The 18,693-nt window shown below is 68.7% G+C and carries 14 protein-coding genes; 6 read left to right on the top strand and 8 right to left on the bottom strand.

Annotation, left to right across the window (positions count from 1 at the left end):
- Positions 1–612 carry a glutathione S-transferase N-terminal domain-containing protein gene (locus J2W23_RS17180; protein WP_176661249.1) on the top strand — a complete coding sequence of 204 codons (612 nt, stop codon included), beginning with the start codon at positions 1–3 and terminating at the stop codon, positions 610–612.
- Positions 613–726: 114 nt separating this feature from the next.
- Here the strand turns inward: J2W23_RS17180 and J2W23_RS17175 are convergent, their stop codons facing one another.
- From J2W23_RS17175 to J2W23_RS17150, 6 genes are all read right to left on the bottom strand, one after another.
- On the bottom strand, positions 727–1,521 hold the full coding sequence (locus tag J2W23_RS17175; protein WP_307649575.1) for an SDR family NAD(P)-dependent oxidoreductase: 795 nt from the start codon (positions 1,519–1,521) through the stop codon (positions 727–729).
- Positions 1,518–2,813 carry an MFS transporter gene (locus J2W23_RS17170; RefSeq protein WP_307649574.1) on the bottom strand — a complete coding sequence of 432 codons (1,296 nt, stop codon included), beginning with the start codon at positions 2,811–2,813 and terminating at the stop codon, positions 1,518–1,520. The genes J2W23_RS17175 and J2W23_RS17170 overlap by 4 nt, the downstream gene beginning before the upstream one ends.
- A gap of 17 nt (positions 2,814–2,830) precedes the next feature.
- On the bottom strand, positions 2,831–4,057 hold the full coding sequence (locus tag J2W23_RS17165) for an SAM-dependent methyltransferase (RefSeq protein WP_307649573.1): 1,227 nt from the start codon (positions 4,055–4,057) through the stop codon (positions 2,831–2,833).
- Positions 4,054–4,830 carry a DUF1365 domain-containing protein gene (locus J2W23_RS17160; protein ID WP_307649796.1) on the bottom strand — a complete coding sequence of 259 codons (777 nt, stop codon included), beginning with the start codon at positions 4,828–4,830 and terminating at the stop codon, positions 4,054–4,056. The genes J2W23_RS17165 and J2W23_RS17160 overlap by 4 nt, the downstream gene beginning before the upstream one ends.
- A 23-nt stretch (positions 4,831–4,853) precedes the next feature.
- Positions 4,854–6,158: an NAD(P)/FAD-dependent oxidoreductase gene (locus tag J2W23_RS17155; RefSeq protein WP_307649572.1), complete on the bottom strand. Its 1,305-nt coding sequence runs from the start codon at positions 6,156–6,158 to the stop codon at positions 4,854–4,856.
- A gap of 293 nt (positions 6,159–6,451) precedes the next feature.
- Complete coding sequence (locus J2W23_RS17150; protein WP_176661254.1) at positions 6,452–7,066, bottom strand: glutathione peroxidase; 615 nt, start codon at positions 7,064–7,066, stop codon at positions 6,452–6,454.
- 128 nt (positions 7,067–7,194) lie between these two features.
- Here J2W23_RS17150 and J2W23_RS17145 point away from each other — a divergent pair, with 128 nt between their 5' ends.
- The 3 genes from J2W23_RS17145 (at position 7,195) to J2W23_RS17135 (ending at position 9,583) form a co-directional block, all read left to right on the top strand.
- Complete coding sequence (locus J2W23_RS17145) at positions 7,195–8,052, top strand: ferritin-like domain-containing protein (RefSeq protein WP_176661255.1); 858 nt, start codon at positions 7,195–7,197, stop codon at positions 8,050–8,052.
- Between the two features lie 97 nt (positions 8,053–8,149).
- Entirely contained in the window at positions 8,150–9,031 is an 882-nt protein-coding gene (locus J2W23_RS17140; RefSeq protein WP_307649571.1) for an RNA polymerase sigma-70 factor, read from the top strand.
- A gap of 90 nt (positions 9,032–9,121) precedes the next feature.
- On the top strand, positions 9,122–9,583 hold the full coding sequence (locus tag J2W23_RS17135; protein WP_176661257.1) for a carboxymuconolactone decarboxylase family protein: 462 nt from the start codon (positions 9,122–9,124) through the stop codon (positions 9,581–9,583).
- Positions 9,584–9,714: 131 nt separating this feature from the next.
- On the opposite strand, the gene J2W23_RS17130 is transcribed toward J2W23_RS17135, so the two are convergent.
- Both J2W23_RS17130 and glnE read right to left on the bottom strand, forming a co-directional pair.
- Entirely contained in the window at positions 9,715–10,851 is a 1,137-nt protein-coding gene (locus J2W23_RS17130; RefSeq protein WP_307649570.1) for a septal ring lytic transglycosylase RlpA family protein, read from the bottom strand.
- Positions 10,844–13,648: a bifunctional [glutamate--ammonia ligase]-adenylyl-L-tyrosine phosphorylase/[glutamate--ammonia-ligase] adenylyltransferase gene (glnE, locus tag J2W23_RS17125; RefSeq protein ID WP_307649569.1), complete on the bottom strand. Its 2,805-nt coding sequence runs from the start codon at positions 13,646–13,648 to the stop codon at positions 10,844–10,846. The genes J2W23_RS17130 and glnE overlap by 8 nt, the downstream gene beginning before the upstream one ends.
- Positions 13,649–13,673: 25 nt before the next feature.
- Between glnE and J2W23_RS17120 the strand changes: the two genes are divergently transcribed.
- Together J2W23_RS17120 and J2W23_RS17115 are read left to right on the top strand one after the other, a co-directional pair.
- Entirely contained in the window at positions 13,674–17,876 is a 4,203-nt protein-coding gene (locus J2W23_RS17120; protein ID WP_307649568.1) for a YhdP family protein, read from the top strand.
- A complete protein-coding gene (locus J2W23_RS17115) occupies positions 17,873–18,688 on the top strand; it encodes a carbon-nitrogen hydrolase family protein (RefSeq protein WP_307649567.1) in 816 nt (271 codons plus the stop codon). The genes J2W23_RS17120 and J2W23_RS17115 overlap by 4 nt, the downstream gene beginning before the upstream one ends.
- Positions 18,689–18,693: the final 5 nt, after the last annotated feature.

Raw genomic sequence — 18,693 nt, 5'->3', positions numbered from 1 at the left:
ATGAAACTGATCGGATCCGCCGCCAGTCCTTATGTGCGCAAGGTGCGCGTGGTGCTGGCCGAAAAGCGGCTCGATTACCAGTTCGTGCTCGAGGACGTCTGGTCCGCCGACACCACCATCTCCAATTCCAATCCGCTGGGCAAGGTGCCCTGCCTGATCATGGAAGGCGGGGAGGCGATGTTCGATTCGCGCGTGATCGTGGAATATCTCGACACGCTGTCTCCGGTAGGCAAGCTCATCCCGCAGCAGGGCCGCGAGCGCGCCGAGGTCAAGACCTGGGAGGCGCTGGCCGATGGCGTCATGGACGCCGGCGTGCTCTGGCGCCTGGAAGCCACCTGGTCCGGCCGCAACGACCACGAGCGCAGCACGACCTGGATCGAGCGCCAGCGCGTGAAGGTCGTGGACGGCGTGGCCGCCATGTCCAAGGGGCTGGGCGACAAGCCCTTCTGCAGCGGCATCCACCTGAGCCTGTCGGACATCGCGGTGGGCTGCGCGCTGGGCTGGCTGAGCCTGCGCTTTCCCGACATCGACTGGCGCGGCGAGCACGGCAACCTGGCGAAGCTCTACGACAAGCTCATGCTTCGCCCGAGCTTCATCGACACAAAACCTTGACTCTTCCCCAGGCTTCGCGCACTTCGTGTCGCTTCGCAACCCCCTCGCCGGGGGGCGACACCGCTGGCCCGGCAAAGCCGGCTCCACGGGGTCCCGCGAAGAAGCCCCTTCGTTTCAGAGCCCGGTGAACCTGGCGACGGCCGGGAAGTAGAGCCGGTACGGCAGCAGCCGCATCAGCTTCATCCAGAACGTGAAGCGACGCGGAAAGTGGATCTCGAACGCGCCTTGCCGCCAGCCCTCGAGCATGGCCTCGGCCGCCTGCGCCGGCGTGATCAGTGACGGCATCGCGAAGTCGTTCTTCGCGGTGAGCGCCGTGGCCACGAAGCCCGGCTGGATCACGCTCACGCCGATGCCGCGCGCGTGCAGATCGATATAGAGCACTTCGGCCAGGTTGGTCAGCGCGGCCTTGGTCGGGCCGTAGGCCAGGCTCTTTGGCAACCCGCGAAAACCGGCGACGCTCGCCGTGAGCGAGACGTGCCCCGCACCGCGCGCCACGAAGCCGGGCAGCACGGCGGCCAGCACGTTCAGTGCGCCGACGTAGTTGACTTGCTGGTGCGCGAGCATCTCGTCGAGCGCGAAGGCATCGGCGCGCAGCACGCCATACGTGGCGGCGTTGAAGAGCACGAGATCGACGGTGCCGGCCATCGCCTGCAACTGCGCATAGGCGGCGGCCGCCGCGGTGGCATCGCGCACATCGAGCGGCAGCACGATCACGCGCGGCGGCCCCGCGGCATCGTTGTGCAGCGCCGCGAGCTCTTCGAGCGCCTCGCCGTTGCGGGCCGATACCGCGACCCGCGCGCCGCCTTCGAGCAGCGCCAGTGCCGTCGCGCGCCCGATGCCCGAGGAGGCGCCGACGATCCACGCGGTCTTGCCCTGCCAGTCGGCGAGCGGCGGGTTGAAGGGCTTCACGGCGCAGCCTTTGCCGGGAGCGGCCGGGGCGATGCGGGCGCGGGCGCTCGAATCACCAGCGCCCACAGCGTCGCACCCGCCGCCACCTTGAGCACGCAGGGCAGGAGACAGTAGGCAAGCGACAGCGCCTGCAGCGCCGACGCATCGCGCGCGCCGGGCACGTAGCCGGCCAGCCCGAGCAACGGCAGCGCGAGGCCGGCGGCCAGCGCGAGGTTGAGCTTGGTCGCGAAATTCCACCAGCCGAAGTACGCGCCGGCATGCGGCTGGTCGCCGGCCTCGGCAATGATCCCTGCCAGCAATGCGCTCGGCAGCACGAGGTCCGAGCCGATCGCGAAACCCGACAGCGCGCAGACGACAAGAAAAGGAACCGCATCGCCGGCACCCATCGCGCCGGCCCATGCGAACACCGCCACCGACATGCACATGCCGCCGAGCCAGCTGCGCGCGAGGCCCCAGCGGCGCACGATGCGCAGCCACGCCGGGATCGACGCGGCGGCCATCACGAAATAGAGGCCGAGGAACGCGGGCTCCATGGCAGCGGGGGCCCGCAGCCGGTCCTGCACGAAGAACAGCACCAGCGTGGCCGGCACCGCGCTCGCGATGCCGTTGAGCACGAACACCGCGAGCAGGCGGCGAAACGGCGCACGGCGCAGCGGCAGCCGCAGGTCGATCGATACATGCGGCACGTCGGTGCGCCCCGGCCGCGGCGCCTGCGTCCAGAAGACCCATCCCGCCGCCAGCAGCACACCGAACAGCGCGACCGTCGCGGGCAGGCCCGCCAGCGTCGGCACAACCGAGGCCAGCACCACGCCGACCAGTCCCATCCCTTCGCGCCAGCCCACGATGCGGCTGCGCTGCAGTGCGTCACCGCCCAGCATCGCACCCCACGACTGATGCGCGATGCTCAGCATGCTGTAGCCCGCGTAGGTCAGCGCGAGCAGCACGGCGGCCACCACGAGCAGCGCGCCATGGCGCGCAGGGTCGACCAGCAGCTGCGGAAAGAAAAGCAGCCCGAAGCCCAGCAGCAGGACGCCCGCGGCGACGGCGCCGAAGCCGAGCACGGCCCGCGCCGAGCGCGCATGCAGCCGATCGCTGAGCCGCCCGAGCAGCGGATCGATGACCGCGTCGAGCAGCCGTGCACCCAGCAGCACCGCACCCAGCGTGGCGAGCGGCACGCCGAAGGCGCGTGCGTAGTGGTTCGGCAGCAGCACGTAGAGGGGTAGCGCGACGAACGCGAGCGGCAGGCCGAGCAGCCCGTAGCGCACGCCGTCGAGGGGGCCGAAAGAGGACACGAAGGGCCGCGCCGTCTCTAGCGCTTTTGCAGCGTGTACTGGACCACGTCGATGTTGGCCTGTGAGAACGCCGCCTCGCAATAGGCCAGGTAGAACTCCCAGATGCGCATGAAGCGCTCGTCAAAGCCCAGCTGCAGGATCTGCCCGCGCTGCGCGAGGAAATGCTCGCACCAGCGGCGCAGCGTCTCGGCGTAGTCGGCGCCGAAGGCGAACTCGTCCACCACCGCGAGCCCCGCCGCCTCGGCCTCGCGCCGGAACTCGCGCGGGCAGGGCAGGCAGCCGCCCGGGAAGATGTACTGCTGGATGAAGTCGGTCGAGTCGATGTAGCGGTCGAAGAGCCGGTCGTCGATCACGATGCTCTGCACGCAGGCGCGGCCGCCGGGCTTCAAGAGCCGGCTCACGCCCTGGAAGTAGGTCGGCCAGTATTCGCGGCCCACGGCCTCGACCATCTCGATCGAGCAGACAGCGTCGAACGGCGCGTCGTCGATGTCGCGGTAGTCCTGCAGGCGCAGGTCGGCGGAAAGGCCCGCGGTGCGCTGGCGGGCGAAGGCGAGCTGTTCGGTGGAGAGCGTCACCCCTGTCACCGACGCGCCGAAGTCGGAAGCGGCCATCTCGGCCAGCGCGCCCCAGCCGCAGCCGATTTCCAGCACGCGGTCGCCGGGCTTCACGCCGGCCATGTCGAGCGCGCGCCGCACCTTGGCGCGCTGGGCGTCGGGCATCGGCTTGTCGAAGTTGCCTTCGAACCAGGCCGACGAATAGTTCATCGTCTCGTCGAGCCAGAGCTTGTAGAAGGCATTGCCCAGGTCGTAGTGCGCGTGGATGTTTCGGGAACTCCCGGCCTTGCTGTTGCGGTGCATCAGGTGCCGCACGCGGTACACGAGGCGGCCGAACCAGCTGCCGTAGACCACGTCCTCGATGGCGCGGCGGTTGGCGATGAACACCTTGATGAGCTCCACCAGGTTCGGCGTGGTCCAGTCGCCCGCGATGTAGCTCTCGGCAAAGCCGATGTCGCCCGATTTGAGCGCGGCCTTGCAGACCTCCCAGTTGCGCAGCGTGAGCGAGGCCGTGAGGTGGCTGCTGCCGGGTACGGCGCCGAAGTGCCGCACCGAGTCGTCGGGCAGCCGCACCGTGAGCGAGCCGTGCGCCAGGCGCTGCAGCAGGCCGAGCACGGTGCGCGCGGCGCCGGGGGCGTCCTGGGGCAATGAAAAGCGCGAAACCTGGGGGGCGGTGGTGGTCGGGGTCATGGGTTCGCCTGCTGCTGGTGCGAGTGGTCGCTGGATACGAAATGGCGAGGCGGTGCGGGCTTCGCGACGAAGGGAACGCGCTTGAGCCAGAGCCTGGCGGCCTGCCAGTGGATGCGCGCGATGAGCCCGAAGGTCATGGCGGGATAGCGCCAGAGCGCACGGCGCACGGTCGCGGCGGTCAGCGGGGCGAGTTCGCCGCTGACGCTGGTCTGCAGCAAGGGGCCGTCGATGTCGTCGTGGTCGATTCGCACCACCGTGTGGGCGAATCGACCATCGACGAAGAAGCGGAAGCGGTAGTCGCCGCGGACCTCGCAGAACGGCGACACGTGGAAGGCCTTGGTGGCGCTCAGCTCCATGCCATAGGCGGGGCGGTCCAGCAGATAGCAGTGGCGTTCGCCGAAGGTGTTGTTGACCTCGACCACGATGGCGCGCAGCGCGCCCTCGGCCGTGTGGCAATACCAGAAGCTCACCGGCTTGAAGGTGTAGCCGAACACGCGCGGGTAGCAGTGCAGCCAGGCCTCGCCCGTCGCATCGTGGATCTGGTGGGCGGCCAGCAGCTCGTCGAGCCAGGCAAGCGCGCCGCCTCGAGCGGGCGTCCGGCCATCGCCGTGGTCGATGTCGTGGAAGGACAGCATCGCTCGGCGATTGAGCGCGAGCGCCTCGCTGCCGTGTGCGCGGAGGGTGCGCATCGGCAGCATCAGGAAATAGGTCGGATAGACGAAGGCGTTGCGCACGGGGCGCAGGCGCGCATGGCGCACCTCGCCGAAGCCCATCAACGGAAGCGGGCGCTCCTGGGTCACGCCGCAGACCTCGCCTGCAGGCCGGCGGCCGCGGCCAGGCCGGCCTTGAGGCCGTCTTCGTGGAAGCCGTAGCCCATCCACGCGCCGGCGAACCAGGTGTTGCGCTGGCCCTGCAGGGCGGGAACCTCGGCCTGCGCGCGTATGGCGGCAAGGTCGAGCACCGGGTGGTCGTAGTCGTATTCGGCCATGACCTGACTACGCTGGATCTCGCGCGCCGGATTCAACGAAACGATCACCGGCTGTTCCCAGGGCAGCGGCTGCAGCTTGTTCAGCAGGTAATGCAGGCAGACCCGGCCCGACTCGCGCTCGCTGGCCGCCGCACGCTCGTAGTTCCAGGCGGCCCAGGCCGATTGGCGCTGCGGCAGCACCGAGGCGTCGGTGTGGAGCACGGCGTGGTTCGGCTGGTAGCGGATCGCGCCGAGCACGGCCGCTTCGGCGGGGCTGGCGTCGCCGAGCATGGCGAGCGACTGGTCGGAATGGGTGGCCAGGATCGCGTGGTCGAAACGCTCGGTGCCTGCGTCGGTGGCGACCAGCACGCCGTCGTCGGCTCGGGTGATGCGGCGCACCGGGGTGCGCAGGCGCTTGTCTTCCAGGCCCGCGACGATCTTCTCGACATAGTGGCGGGAACCGCCGCGCACGGTACGCCACTGCGGTCGATTGGCGATCTGGATCAGCCCGTGGTTGTGGCAGAAGCGGATCATGGTCGCGACCGGGAACGCCAGCATCTGCGCGGTCGAGCAGCTCCAGATGCAACCCATCATCGGCAGGAAGTACCAGTCGCGGAAGGCGGCGCCGAAGCGGTGGGCGTCCAGGAACTCGCCGAGCGGCTGGGCCAGTTCGCCCTCGGTGCCGGCTTGGGCGATGCGCGTGGTGAGGCGATTGAAGCGCAAGAGGTCGGCCAGCATGCCGAGGAAGCGCGGATCGGCGAGGTTGCGCCGTTGGGCGAAGACGGTGGCGAGGTTGTTGCCGCTCCACTCGAGGCGGCCGCCGTTGTCGCGGGTGGCCTGGACCGAGAACGACATCTCGGACAACGCGGTCTCGACGCCGAGTTCGGCGAACAGGCGGATCAGGTTCGGATAGGTGCGGTCGTTGTAGACCAGGAAGCCGGTGTCGACGCCGTGGGGGACGCGGGTCGGGTCGGTCGGGGAGCGCGGCAACTCGATCGCTGCCGTGTGGGCGTGGCCACCGAAGTAGTCACTGGCTTCGAAGAGCGTGATGCGGGCCGCGTCGCGAAGGGCGTGCGCTGCGGCCAGTCCCGAAATGCCGGCGCCGATGACGCCGACTCGAGGGGGCCGCGTCATCGCGGGCCTCGATTCCGGTGGGAATATAAAAATGCTGCGAGGCGCCCCGACGCGAAGGAGGGAGGGAGGGAGGAGGAGAAGAATCGCCTCGGGATTTCGACCAGACGGCAAGCGCCTGGAAGACCTCGCAACATGAAAACCGGTGGGCTTTGGTCACCCACGCAAATTATGAGCGCGGCTCCCGGGGCCCGGTTCCCGGTGCAGTGGTAAACGTTTGTGACGTTCAGTTCACGATCATGTGGACGCATCGGTAAATAATATTACCGATTCGTTTTTTTGTGAACTGGTCAGTCTTAATTTGTCCCGAGCTGCTTCTCGATGACGTTCACGAAGCCGTTTTCGTCTGGCGCCGTCATGCTCGACCACGCCTGCACAACCTTGCCGTCGCGGCCGATCAGGTACTTGTAGAAATTCCATTTCGGCGTGGTGCCGGAGGCCTGGGCGAGTTGCTTGAACAGCGGATTGGCGTCCGTTCCGCGCACCGACGACTTGGCGAACATCGGAAACTTCACTCCGAAGGTGCTTTCGCAGAATTCGGCGATTTCCTTGTTGGAGCCCGATTCCTGGGAGAAATCGTTCGACGGGAAGCCCAGCACGACCAGCCCGCGGTTGCGGTATTTCAGGTCCAGTGCCTCGAGTCCCTTGTATTGCGGGGTGAAGCCGCAGAAGCTCGCTGTATTGACCACCAGGACCACCTTGCCCGAGTACTGGCACAAAGTCTGGGGCTTTTCATCCTGCAGCCGCGGGAAGGTGTGTTGAAGGATCGCGGGGCACCCGGCAGCCTCTGCCGGAGCAGGCGCGGAGGGTGGTGTCTGGGCGCTCGCCGGAAGCGCGGTAAACAGTCCCGCCACGAGGGAAACCGCCGGTGCGCAGCGCCAGAGCGTCGACAATAAGAAAAGGGTTCGCATGGCGGGCTCCTGGTTCAAAAGGGGGGTGTGCATCCGTGCCGCTACGGCGCACGTATTCGCATCATCGCGCGTCTGTCATGGTCGCGCCAAACGGGCCGACTAAAATCGGCGGCCATAGAAAGACTTTGATGCTCTATCCGGAACTCTTCAGACAACTCGAATCCGTCCGCTGGGACATGGACAAGGACATTCCCTGGCAGTCGTTCGATGCTTCCTTGCTGACGGAAGAGCAGGCCCAGACCATCAAGATGAATGCCATCACCGAGTGGGCGGCGCTGCCGGCCACCGAGATGTTCCTGCGCGACAACCGCCACGATAGCGATTTTTCCGCTTTCATGTCGATCTGGTTCTTCGAGGAGCAGAAGCACTCCCTGGTGCTGATGGAGTACCTCAAGCGCTTCAGCCCCAAGCACGCGCCCACCGAGGCGGAACTGCACGAAGTGCGCTTCGACTTCGATCCGGCCCCTCCGCTCGAAACCCTCATGCTGCATTTCTGCGGCGAGATCCGCCTGAACCACTGGTACCGCCGCGCCGCCCAGTGGCACACCGAGCCGGTCATCAAGCACATCTACACCACGCTGAGCCAGGACGAAGCCCGCCACGGCGGCGCGTACCTTCGCTACATGAAGCGTGCGCTCGAGAAGTTCGGCGACGAGGCCCGTGCCGCGTTCACCAAGGTCGGCGTCCTGATGGCGAGCGCTCGCCGCACCGCCCAGGCCCTGCACCCGACCAACCTGCACGTCAACAAGGCGCTGTTCCCGAACGACACCATCCAGAGCCGCATGCCCGACCCCGACTGGCTCGAGCACTGGCTGGACAAGCAGATCAAGTTCGATGCCGTCTGGGAAACCAAGGTCGGCGAGCGCATCCTGCACAACCTGAGCCTCTTGATGAACCGCAGCTTCAAGACCGTGCAGGAGCTCAACCGCTACCGCAAGGAAATCGCCGCCACGCTCGGCCCCAAGCCTGAGTACCAAGGCGCATAGGCAAGCAAGCAAAAATAGAAAAATCGCCCCGCATCCCGGGGCGATTTTTTTGGGACCTGGGTGTCACAACCCGCGGGCGCCGAACGTCTAATCGGGCATGGACGACCCGACCCTCACCTTCGACAGCCACCGCCGCCGCCTGCAGGGCATCGCCTACCGCATGCTCGGTTCCGTTGCAGAGGCCGAAGAGGTGGTGCAGGACGCATGGCTGCGCTGGCATGAAGCCGACAAGGCCAGTTTCGACAGCGCCGAAGCCTGGCTTGTGACTGTCGTCACGCGGCTGTCGATCGACCGGCTGCGCGCCGCCAAGGTCCAGCGCGAGCACTACATCGGCGCCTGGATGCCCGAGCCGACGCTGACCGAGTCGCCCGACACGCCGGAAGAATCGCTCGAGCGCGCCGACAACATCTCCGTCGCCTTCCTCGCCGTGCTCGAACGCCTGGCGCCCGAGGCGCGCGCCGCGTTCCTCATGCGCGAGGTGTTCGAGGCCGATTACGACGAAGTGGCGCTCACGCTCGGCAAGAGCGAAGCCGCCTGCCGCCAGTTGGTGCACCGCGCCAAGGCGCAGGTGCAGGACGCCCGCCCGCGCTACCAGGTCTCGCGCGAAACCCACCAGCGGCTGCTGCGCGCCTTCGCCGATGCCGCCGCGCGCGGCAGCATGCAGGACCTGAAGGCGCTGATGACCGAGGAGGTCGAGCTCATCGGCGACGGCGGCGGCAAGGTCCAGTCGTTCAGCAAGGTCCTGACCGGCAACCAGCGCCTCGCGCAGCTCTACTTTTCACTCTGGCGCCGCATGGGCCCGGTGGTGCGCATGGAGCTGGTGGAAATCAACGGCGAGCCCGGCCTCCTGCGCTTCATCGACGGCGAACTCGAATCGGCGCAGACCTTCGAGATCGAGGACGACCGCATCACGCGCATCCGCGTGCAGCGCAATCCCGACAAGCTCGCCCGCATCGCGCAGCGCTTCGCTTCGAAATAGTTCGCGCGGCGTGTCACAGGGCCGAGGGCTGGCCCGTCTTCAGTGGGTAGGAAGCAGATTTTTCTTCAACCCATCCACCGGAGCCTTCTCATGAACACGACCCCTCGCCTGAACTGGTTCAAGACCATCCCCAAGACCTTCGAAGCCATCCTGGCCGTCAGCGCCAGCATCGACGCGAGCACCGTCGGCAAGACGACGCTCGACTTCGTTTTCGCCCGCGTCTCGCAGATCAACGGCTGCGCCTATTGCCTCGACATGCACGTGCGCGACCTGCGCAAGCAGGGCGAAGGATGGCAGCGCATCAACAGCCTGGCCACCTGGCGCGAAGTGAGTTTCTTCAACGAGCGCGAACGCGCCGCACTCGCCTGGGCCGAATCGCTGACGCGGCTGGCCGACCATCACGATGAGCGCGAAGCCGAGTTCCAAGCCCTGAAGGCGCAGTTCAGCGACGTCGAGATCGCCGAGCTCACCGTGGCGGTCGCGCAGATCAACACCTGGAACCGCATCAACGTCGGCATGCGCGTGCCGGTGCCGGTGAAGGCGCTCGACTGAGACGGTGTGAGTAAACCTACTGCGCGGTCCGATCTCGCATCTGCGGTCCTCACCGTACAGAGTACGGTTCCGGTCCTCGATGCAAGCTCGAACCGCTCGCTACGGTTTCTTCACACCTTCTGAGCGGTTTTTTAGCGGCGTTCGACCACCATCGGCGCGATCCGCAGGCTCTCGCGCAACTGCGTGACGGCTTCGCCGGCTGCGTTGCGCGAGGCGAACGGCCCGGCCTGCAGCCGGTGCGTGCCGGCTTCGCTGAACACGCGCAGTTGCGGCGCCAGCGAAGGCAATCCGCGCGCGGCCTGGCTCAGCAGGCTCTCCGCACCGTCGCGCTCGCGGAAGGCGCCTAGCTGCACCCAAAAGCCCGCCACTGCGGCAGCGGAAGGCGCGGCAGTCGGCGGTGCCATCGGCGTGCGTGCCGGCGCAGCGATCGGTTCCATCGGCGCCAGGTCGGTGACCACGATCGGCTGGCGCGGCGGAGGTGGGACGTCCGCCTCGACGGCCTGTTGCGGCTCCGCAGGCGCCATCGCCGTCACCGGTGTTTGCGGTGCGACAGGCGTCGTGGAAGCCGCCGGCGCACTCATCGCCACCGGCGCCACCCAGGCCGAGGGCACGGGCACCGAAGCAGCAGCCGCGGCGCGCGGTGCCGGCGAGGCGGCCGCATACGCCGTTCCGGTATCGCGCCGCCATGCGCCCGTGCGGATGTCTTCGTTCGTGATCCGCTCGATCTCCACCGGCGCGACGCCGCGCAGCAGGTCGAGCTTGAGCGCCGCCGTGTAGCTCAGGTCGATGACGCGTCCGTCGACGAACGGCCCGCGGTCGTTCACCCGCACGATCACCTCGCGCCCATTGGCCGGATTGCGCACCCGCACATAGCTGGGCAGCGGCAGCGTCTTGTGCGCGGCCGTCATCGCGTACATGTCGTAGGGCTCGCCGCTGGAGGTCGACGCGGCGTGGAATTTGCGGCCGTACCACGAGGCCAGTCCCGACTCCCGGAACGGCCGGTCGTCGGTGATCGGCTGGTAGCCCCGGCCCAGCACCGTGTAGGGCTTGCTGGTGCCGCCGCTGCTGCGGATGGGTTCGATGCGGGGCTCGGCGTCGGGCACGCGGTTCAGGTCCGAGGGGATGTTCGTTCCGGGGCCGTCGCGGCCGCTGGAGGCGCTGCCGCCGCCACTGCGTGTACCGCTCGCGCAACCGGCCAAGAGGACGGCGACGGCAACCGCGCACGCAGCCAGCGCGGTGGTCGTGCGGGCGCGGGCTTCGTCAGCCAAATACCGCCTTCCACAGCGCCAGCATGGCATCGCGCTCGGCAGCCAGTGCGGGGGGCGTGACTTGTGTCGGCTCTTCGTTCAGGCGCGCGCGATGCTGCACGCGGCGCAGCTCCCGATACGCCCGGGCCGCGCTGCGCCCGATGCCCTCGGGCAGCAGCCCCGCCAGTTCGGCGCGCAGCAGCAGCGCGATGTTGCCCACGTTGGGAATCAGCTCGGGATGCTCGCCCGACGACGACAGCACCAGGAACTGCACCGCGAACTCGGCATCGACCATGCCGCCGGGGCTGTGCTTCACGTCGAAGCGGTCGGCCTTCACCGGCCGTGCGCCGCGCAGCTTGTCGCGCATCGCGATGATCTCGGCCTTGAGCGCCTCGCGGTCGCGCGGAGACACCAGCACGGCCTCGCGCACCTGGTCGAAACGCGCGCCCAGTTCGGCGCCGTGGTCGGCACTGCCGAGCACGAAGCGCGCGCGCGTCATGGCCTGGTGTTCCCAGGTCCAGGCGGTGTTGCTGCCGCGGCCGAGCTGGTACTTCTCGTAGGCCTCGAAGCTGGTGGTGAGCAGGCCCGAATTGCCGTTGGGGCGCAGCGCGGTGTCGATCTCGAACAGGTCGCCCTCGCGCGTCTTCACCGTGAGCCAGTTGATGAGCTTGCGCACGTAGGCCGCATAGACCTCGCCGGCGCGCTCGTCGTCATCGTCGTAGACGAACACGATGTCCAGGTCGCTGCCGTAGCCCAGCTCCTTGCCGCCCAGCTTGCCGTAGCCAATGATGGCGAACTGCGGCACCTCGCGGTGCCGGTTGCGCACATGCGGCCAGCACCAGCGGGCGGTCACGCGCAGCGTGGTGTCGGCCAGCGCGCTCAGGTCGTCGGCCACCTGCTCGACGGTGATGCGGCCATCGACGTCGCGCGCCAGGGTGCGGAACACCTCGGCGTGATGGGCATGGCGCAGCAGGTTCAAGAGGCGCTCTTCGTCGGCCTCGCCGGTGCGGGTGAGCGAGGCATGGCGTGCCTCCAGCTCGCGCTCGAATTCCTCGGCCACGAAGCGGCCCGACAGCATCTCGTCGCTTGCCAGCTCGTCGATCACGCCCGGGTGCTGCATCAGGTAGCGCGCGGGCCATTTCGCCGCGCCCAGCAGGCGCAGCAGGCGCTCCTGCACGGCGGGCCGTTCGACCAGCAGCGCGAGATAGCTTTCGCGGCGCATCAACGGCTCGATCCAGTCGGCCCAGCGCATCGCGGCATCGACGTGGCGCGGCGTTTGCCCCGCGCCGTCGCCATCGGGTTCCTTGAGCCATTGGCCGGTGCGCTGCACCAGCTGGCGCAGCCGGCCCCGCGTTTCTTCGCGCAGGGCGAGCACGCGCGGCGTTTCGCACCAGTCGCGGATGCGCTCGGCAAAGACGGGGGGCAGGTCGTCCAGCAGGTCCGCCAGGTCAGCGGGTGCCGCGGCCTTCTTGCCGTTGCACTTGCCGTTGCAGGGCTTCTCGCCGCCGAGCAGCTTGTCGAACTCCTGCGCGACGAATTCGCGGTGGGTGTCGAGTTGCGCGAGGAACGGGCAGCAATCGGCATAGCCCATCGACTGCGCGATCCAGCGCAGGTCGTCGTCGGCCACCGGCAGCACATGGGTCTGCTGGTCGTCCAGGTACTGGATGCGGTGCTCCACGCGGCGCAGGAACTCGTAGGCCAGGGCCAGCGCGTCGGCGGTTTCCTGCGGCATGAGGTTGGCACGTGCAAGACGCTGCAGCGCATCGAACGTGGGCCGGGTGCGCAGTTCGGGGAACTGCCCGCCGCGCACCACCTGCAGGAGCTGCACGGTGAATTCGATTTCGCGGATGCCGCCGCGCGAGAGCTTGACGTCGTTCGCGCGCTCGGGCCGGCCGGCGCTGCGGCGCGCCGACTGCTCGCGAATCTGCCGGTGTAGCGTGCGCAGCGAATCGAACACGCTGTAGTCGAGATAGCGGCGGAATACGAAGGGCAGCACCGCGCCGCGCAGGCCCTGTGCATTGCCGTCGAGCACCACCTGGCGCGGCGCCACCACGCGGCTCTTGAGCCACGCGAAGCGCTCCCACTCGCGGCCCTGCACCTGGAAATACTCTTCGAGCGCATCCAGCGAGACCACGCTCGGCCCCGAGTTGCCGTTGGGCCGCAGCGCGAGGTCGACGCGGAACACGAAACCGTGTTCGGTGGTGTCGCCCACCAGCGCATAGATGCGCTTCACGGCGCGCGAGAAGTACTCCTGGTTCGCGAGGCGCCCGCGCCCGTCGGCGTCGCCCTTCGTCTCGCCGTCGAGGTCGTACAGGTAAATGAGGTCGATGTCGCTCGACACGTTGAGCTCGCGCGCGCCGAGCTTGCCCATGCCGATCACCCAGAGCTGTGCGCGCTGGCCTTCCGGGCCGAGCGGCGCGCCATGCACCGCGTCGAGTTCGCGGCACGCGTCGGCGCAGGCGATATCGAGCGCGAATTCGGCAAGCTCGGTGACCGCGGTGGTCACCACGGCAAGAGGGGCCTGCGCATCGCAATCGAGCGTGACCAGCCGCTCCATCACCAGCTGCCTGACAATGCGCAGGGCGTCGCCCACCGCATCACCGCGCTGGCGCAAGGCCTCGAAGGCCACGGTCATCGATTCGCGCCGCGGCTCGCCCGGGGGAAGCAAGGCAAGCTCGGCCGCATACCTGCGACGCAGGCGCTGGACAAAACGGGAGTAGGAAGAGAACGCGATCTGCGCGATCTGCGTCGAAGTGGCTGGCAACTGGTTCACACTGCTATCGGTTTCCGTGGAACCCCTCTGAATGCTGGCGGTCATAATTCCCGACACAGCGCGATCCTCAATGAACGACACGGCGTCTACCCCTTCACGTCTGCTCAAAATCACCGCTGTGACGGCGCGCTGGCTGTTGGGTTTGCTGATCGCTGCATGGCTTCTGCTGGCGCTGTCAGTCGTTGTCCTACACGCGTGGATTGTGCCGCGAATCGGTGATTTTCGCGGCGCATTGGAGGCACAGGCTAGCAAGGCCATCGGCGTGCCGGTTCGCATCGGCTCTATCACCGCCCGCCCCGAGGGGCTTTTCCCGGCCTTCGAACTGCGCGACGTGGTGCTGCAGGATGCCGACCAGCGCGAGGCCCTTCGCCTCGTGCGCGTGGTGGCCAGCGTGTCGCCGCGCTCGATCTGGCGCTTCAGCTTCGAGCAGCTCTACATCGAGGGCCCGCAGCTCGACGTGCGCCGCGATGCTCAGGGAAAACTCCATGTGGCTGGATTGCACATGGACACCGATACGACCGGAGAGACCCGCGCCGCCGACTGGTTTTTCGCGCAGCGCGAGCTGGTCATCGAAGGCGGCACGGTGCGCTGGACCGACGAGCAGCGCCAGGCCGAGCCGCTCCTGCTGACCGACGTGCGCTTCGTGGCGCGCAACGGCGGCCGCCGCCATGGCCTCCGGCTCGATGCCACGCCGCCCGCCGGCTGGGGCCAGCGCTTCACGCTGCGCGGGCAGTTCCGCCAGCCGCTGCTGTCGGTGCGCACCGGCCGCTGGCAGACCTGGGACGGCCAGATCTACGCCGACCTGCCCTACATCGATGTCACGCGCCTGGGCCAATACGTTTCGCTCGATGCGCGCATCCGCGAGGGCAACGGCGCGGTGCGCCTCTGGGCCGACGTGGAAGACGGCCAGCTCGTGGGCGGCGCCGCCGACCTGGGGCTCGACCGCGTCGATGCCTCGCTGGGCAAGGGCCTGCAGCCGCTGGTGCTGCGCTCGGTCACCGGTCGCCTCGCGGGGCAGCGGGACGACGACACCCTCGAGTTCTCGACCACCGCGCTGCAGTTCGACACCTCCGACGGCATGCGCTGGCCCGGCGGCAACCTCTGGCTGCAGCACACGCCGGCCAAGGGCCGCACGCTCGAGAAAGGCGCGTTGCGTGCCGACCGGCTCGACCTGGCCGCGCTCGCGCTCATTGCCGACCGGCTGCCGCTGGGCGAAGCCACGCACCGCGTGCTCGACAGCTACGCACTGCGCGGGCTGGTCGAGCACATCGACCTGAGCTGGCAGGGTTCGCTGGGCGCGCCCGACAAGTACCAGGCGCGCGGCCGCGTGAGCGGCCTGCGCGTGGCCTCGCAACCGGCGCCGTCTGCACCGGCTGCGCCTCCTGCAGCAACAACAACAGCAGCTCCCGCGACGACGGCCGCCGCGGCAACGCACCCTCGCGCCCACCCCGGCACGCCCGGCCTGAGCGGCGCCACCATCGACTTCGACGCCACCCAAGCCGGCGGCACGGCCGCACTGGCCATCGCCCAGGGCACGCTCGAATTCCCGGGTGTCTTCGAAGAGCCCGTGATCCCGATCGACCGGCTCTCCACACAGCTCCAGTGGAAGTTGGACAACGGCAATGCGCAGGTGCAGGTCTCCAAGCTGCGCTTCGCCAACACCGATGCCGAGGGCGATGCCGAAGCCAGCTGGCGCACCAGCGACCCGGCCGTCTCCAGCGGCAAGGGCCGCTTCCCCGGCGTGCTCGAACTGCAGGGCAAGCTCACCCGGGCCGACGGCACGCGCGTATTCCGCTACCTGCCGCTCGACATTCCCCAGCACACCCGCGACTACGTGCGCGATTCGGTCACCAAGGGCACGGCCAGCACCGTCGATTTCCGCGTGCGCGGCGACCTGCACGACATGCCCTTCCTGGACCCGAAGCGGGGCGAGTTCCGCATTGCGGCCAAGGTGGCCGACGTCAACTACGCCTACGTGCCGCCGAGCGCCCCCGCCATTCCCTCGCGCACCGGTGCGCCGCCGCTGGTGTGGCCGCCGCTCACCGGCCTCTCGGGCGAACTGGTGTTCGAACGCGACAGCATGCTGGTGCGCAATGCGCGCGGCCGGCTGGCCGGCACCAACGGCATCGAGGTGACGAAGGGCGAGGCGCAGATCCCCGAGCTGTCGAGCCACACGCCGCTGCTGCGCGTCGACGTGCAGGCCAAGGGGCCGCTCGGCGAGGTGCTGCGCGTGGGCGCGCCGTTGGCCGGCAGCGAGAAGGACGGGGTCGGCGAGCACATGCTGCGCGCGCGGGCCACCGGCACCGCCGACTACAAGCTGCACCTCGAACTGCCGCTCGCGGCCATCGACAACGCCAAGGTGCAGGCCAGCATCGCGCTCGCCGACAACGAACTGCAGTTCGTGCCCGAGGCGCCCTCGCTCACGCACGCCAAGGGCACGCTGAACTTCACCGAGACCGGCTTTTCGCTGGCCGGCGTGCAGGCGAAGCTGCTCGGCGGCGACATCCGCCTCGAAGGCAAGGGCCGCTTCACCGGCCCCAACCGCGAGGTCGCGCTGAAGGCGCAAGGCACGGCCACCGCCGAGGGGCTGCGCAGCGCGCGCGAGGTCGACTGGATGGCACGCCTTGCCGAGAAGGCCACCGGCAGCACGCCGTATGCGGCCACGTTCTCGGTGCGCGACGGCGCCTCCGAGCTCTCGCTCACGAGCAGCCTGCAAGGCCTCGCGCTGCAGCTGCCGACGCCGCTGGTGAAGACGGCCGACGAGCAGATGCCGCTGCGCATCGAGAAGAAGGTGCTGGCGCGTGAAGCCCGCCAGGGCGGTGTGACCGTCGCCACGCAGGACCAGCTCTCGCTGGAGCTGGGCCGCGTCGGCGCGGTGCAGTTCGTGCGCGACATCTCGGGTGCCGAGGCGCGCGTGCTGCGCGGCAGCATCGGTGTCGGCCTCTCGGCGGGCGAGACCGCGAGCCTGCCCGACAAGGGCGTGTTCGCGAACGTCAACGTGGCCAAGCTCGACATCGCCGCATGGGACGCCCTCCTGGGCACCGCCGCGAGCAGCAGCACCCAGAGCGAAGCCCCTGGCGCCGGCGAGGACGCCGCGCAGGCCTACCTGCCCACGCGCATCGCGGTGCGCGCGCAGCAGCTGGGCATTGCCGGGCGCACGCTGCACAACGTGGTGCTGGGCGGCACGCGCGAAGGGGCGCTCTGGCGCGCCAACATCGACGCCACCGAACTGAGCGGCTACGCGGAGTACCGCCACACGCAGGCCGGCCGGCTCTACGCGCGGCTCGCGCGCCTGAAGATCGCGCCGTCCGAGGCGACGCAGGTCGAGGCGCTGCTCGACGAGCAGCCGGGCACGCTGCCCGCGCTGGACATTGTGATCGACGACTTCGAACTGCTCGGCAAGCGCCTGGGTCGCGCCGAGATCGATGCGGTCAACCGCGGCGGCGCGGGCCGCGAGTGGCTGCTCAACAAGCTCACCTTCACCATGCCCGAGGCGAGTTTCGCGGCCAAGGGCACCTGGGCCGCCATTCCCGGCGCCGCCGCGGGCCAGCGCCGCACGGCGATGACCTTCAGGCTGGACATCGCCGATGCCGGCGACCTGCTCGCGCGCTTCGGCATGCCCGGCGTGCTGCGGCGCGGCAAGGGGCGAATGGAAGGGGACGTCAACTGGCGCGGCTCGCCGTTCTCGCTCGACTATCCGAGCCTGGGCGGCAACCTGCAGGTCGATGTGGAGTCGGGCCAGTTCCTCAAGGCCGACCCGGGGCTGGCCAAGCTGCTCGGCGTGCTGAGCCTGCAGGCGCTGCCGCGCCGTCTCACGCTGGACTTCCGCGACGTGTTCAGCGAGGGCTTTGCCTTCGACTTCATCCGCGGCAACGCCAAGATCGACAAGGGCATCGCGAGCACCAACAACCTGCAGATGAAGGGCGTCAACGCCGCGGCGCTCATGGACGGTTCGGCCGACATCGTGCGCGAGACGCAGAGCCTGCGCGTGGTGGTGGTGCCCGAAATCAACGCCGGCACCGCCGCGCTGGTGGCCACCGCCATCAACCCGGCCATCGGCCTGGGCACCTTCCTTGCGCAATGGGTGCTGAGCAAGCCGCTCGCCGCCGCCGCCACGCAGGAGTTCCACATCGAAGGCACCTGGACCGACCCCAAAATAGCCAAGGTGCCGCGCACGCTGCAACTGCCGAGCCTCCCGGGATTGCCGGGGGCACCGGGCCGGACCGGTTCCGCGGCAGCGGAAGAAGGCAAGAAAACGGAGACCACGCAATGAGAGTCGCAGCCATCCAGATGGTGTCGGCCATCGCCCGCGAAGCCAACCTCGCGCGCGCCCACGAGCTGCTCGCGCAGGCCGCCGCAGCGGGCGCCGAGCTCGCGGTGCTGCCCGAGTATTTCTGCATGATGGGCGCGCGCGACACCGACAAGCTGGGCCTGCGCGAGACGGCCGGCGCGGGCACGGTGCAGGGGTTCCTCGCCGATGCGGCGCGCGAGTTCGGCTTGTGGATCGTGGGCGGCACGCTGCCCATCGAGAGCACCGATGCCGAGCACGTCTTCAACAGCTCGCTGGCCTTTGCGCCCGACGGCCAGTGCGTGGCGCGCTACGACAAGATCCATCTCTTCTTCTTCGACAACGGCACCGAGCGCTACGACGAGCGCCGCGTCATCGCACCGGGCGCCAAACCCGTCGTGTTCGACCTGCCTTCGCGCGACGGCCACCGCTGGCGCATCGGCATGAGTGTCTGCTATGACCTGCGCTTTCCCGAGCTGTACCGCGCGCTCGCCAAACAGGGGGCCGACCTGTTGCTGGTGCCCAGCGCCTTCACCCGCACCACCGGCGCGGCCCACTGGGAGGTGCTGCTGCGCGCCCGCGCCATCGAGAACCTCGCATGGGTGGTGGCGCCCGCGCAGGGCGGCACGCACGAGAACGGCCGCCAGACCTGGGGCCAGTCGCTCGTCATCGACCCCTGGGGCACGGTGGTGGCGCAGCAGGCGAGCGACGAAGGCGTGGTGCTGTTCGACATCGACGCGAAGCAGATCGAGCGCACGCGCATGCAGCTGCCCGTGCTGTCGCACTGCGTGCTCTAGCCGCG

Origin of the sequence: Variovorax boronicumulans (assembly GCF_030812215.1) — a bacterium.
Taxonomy (GTDB): Bacteria; Pseudomonadota; Gammaproteobacteria; order Burkholderiales; family Burkholderiaceae_C; genus Variovorax; species Variovorax boronicumulans_C.
Note: the sequence above shows the minus strand (reverse complement) of the source record. Positions and strands in the feature narration are given on the sequence as shown.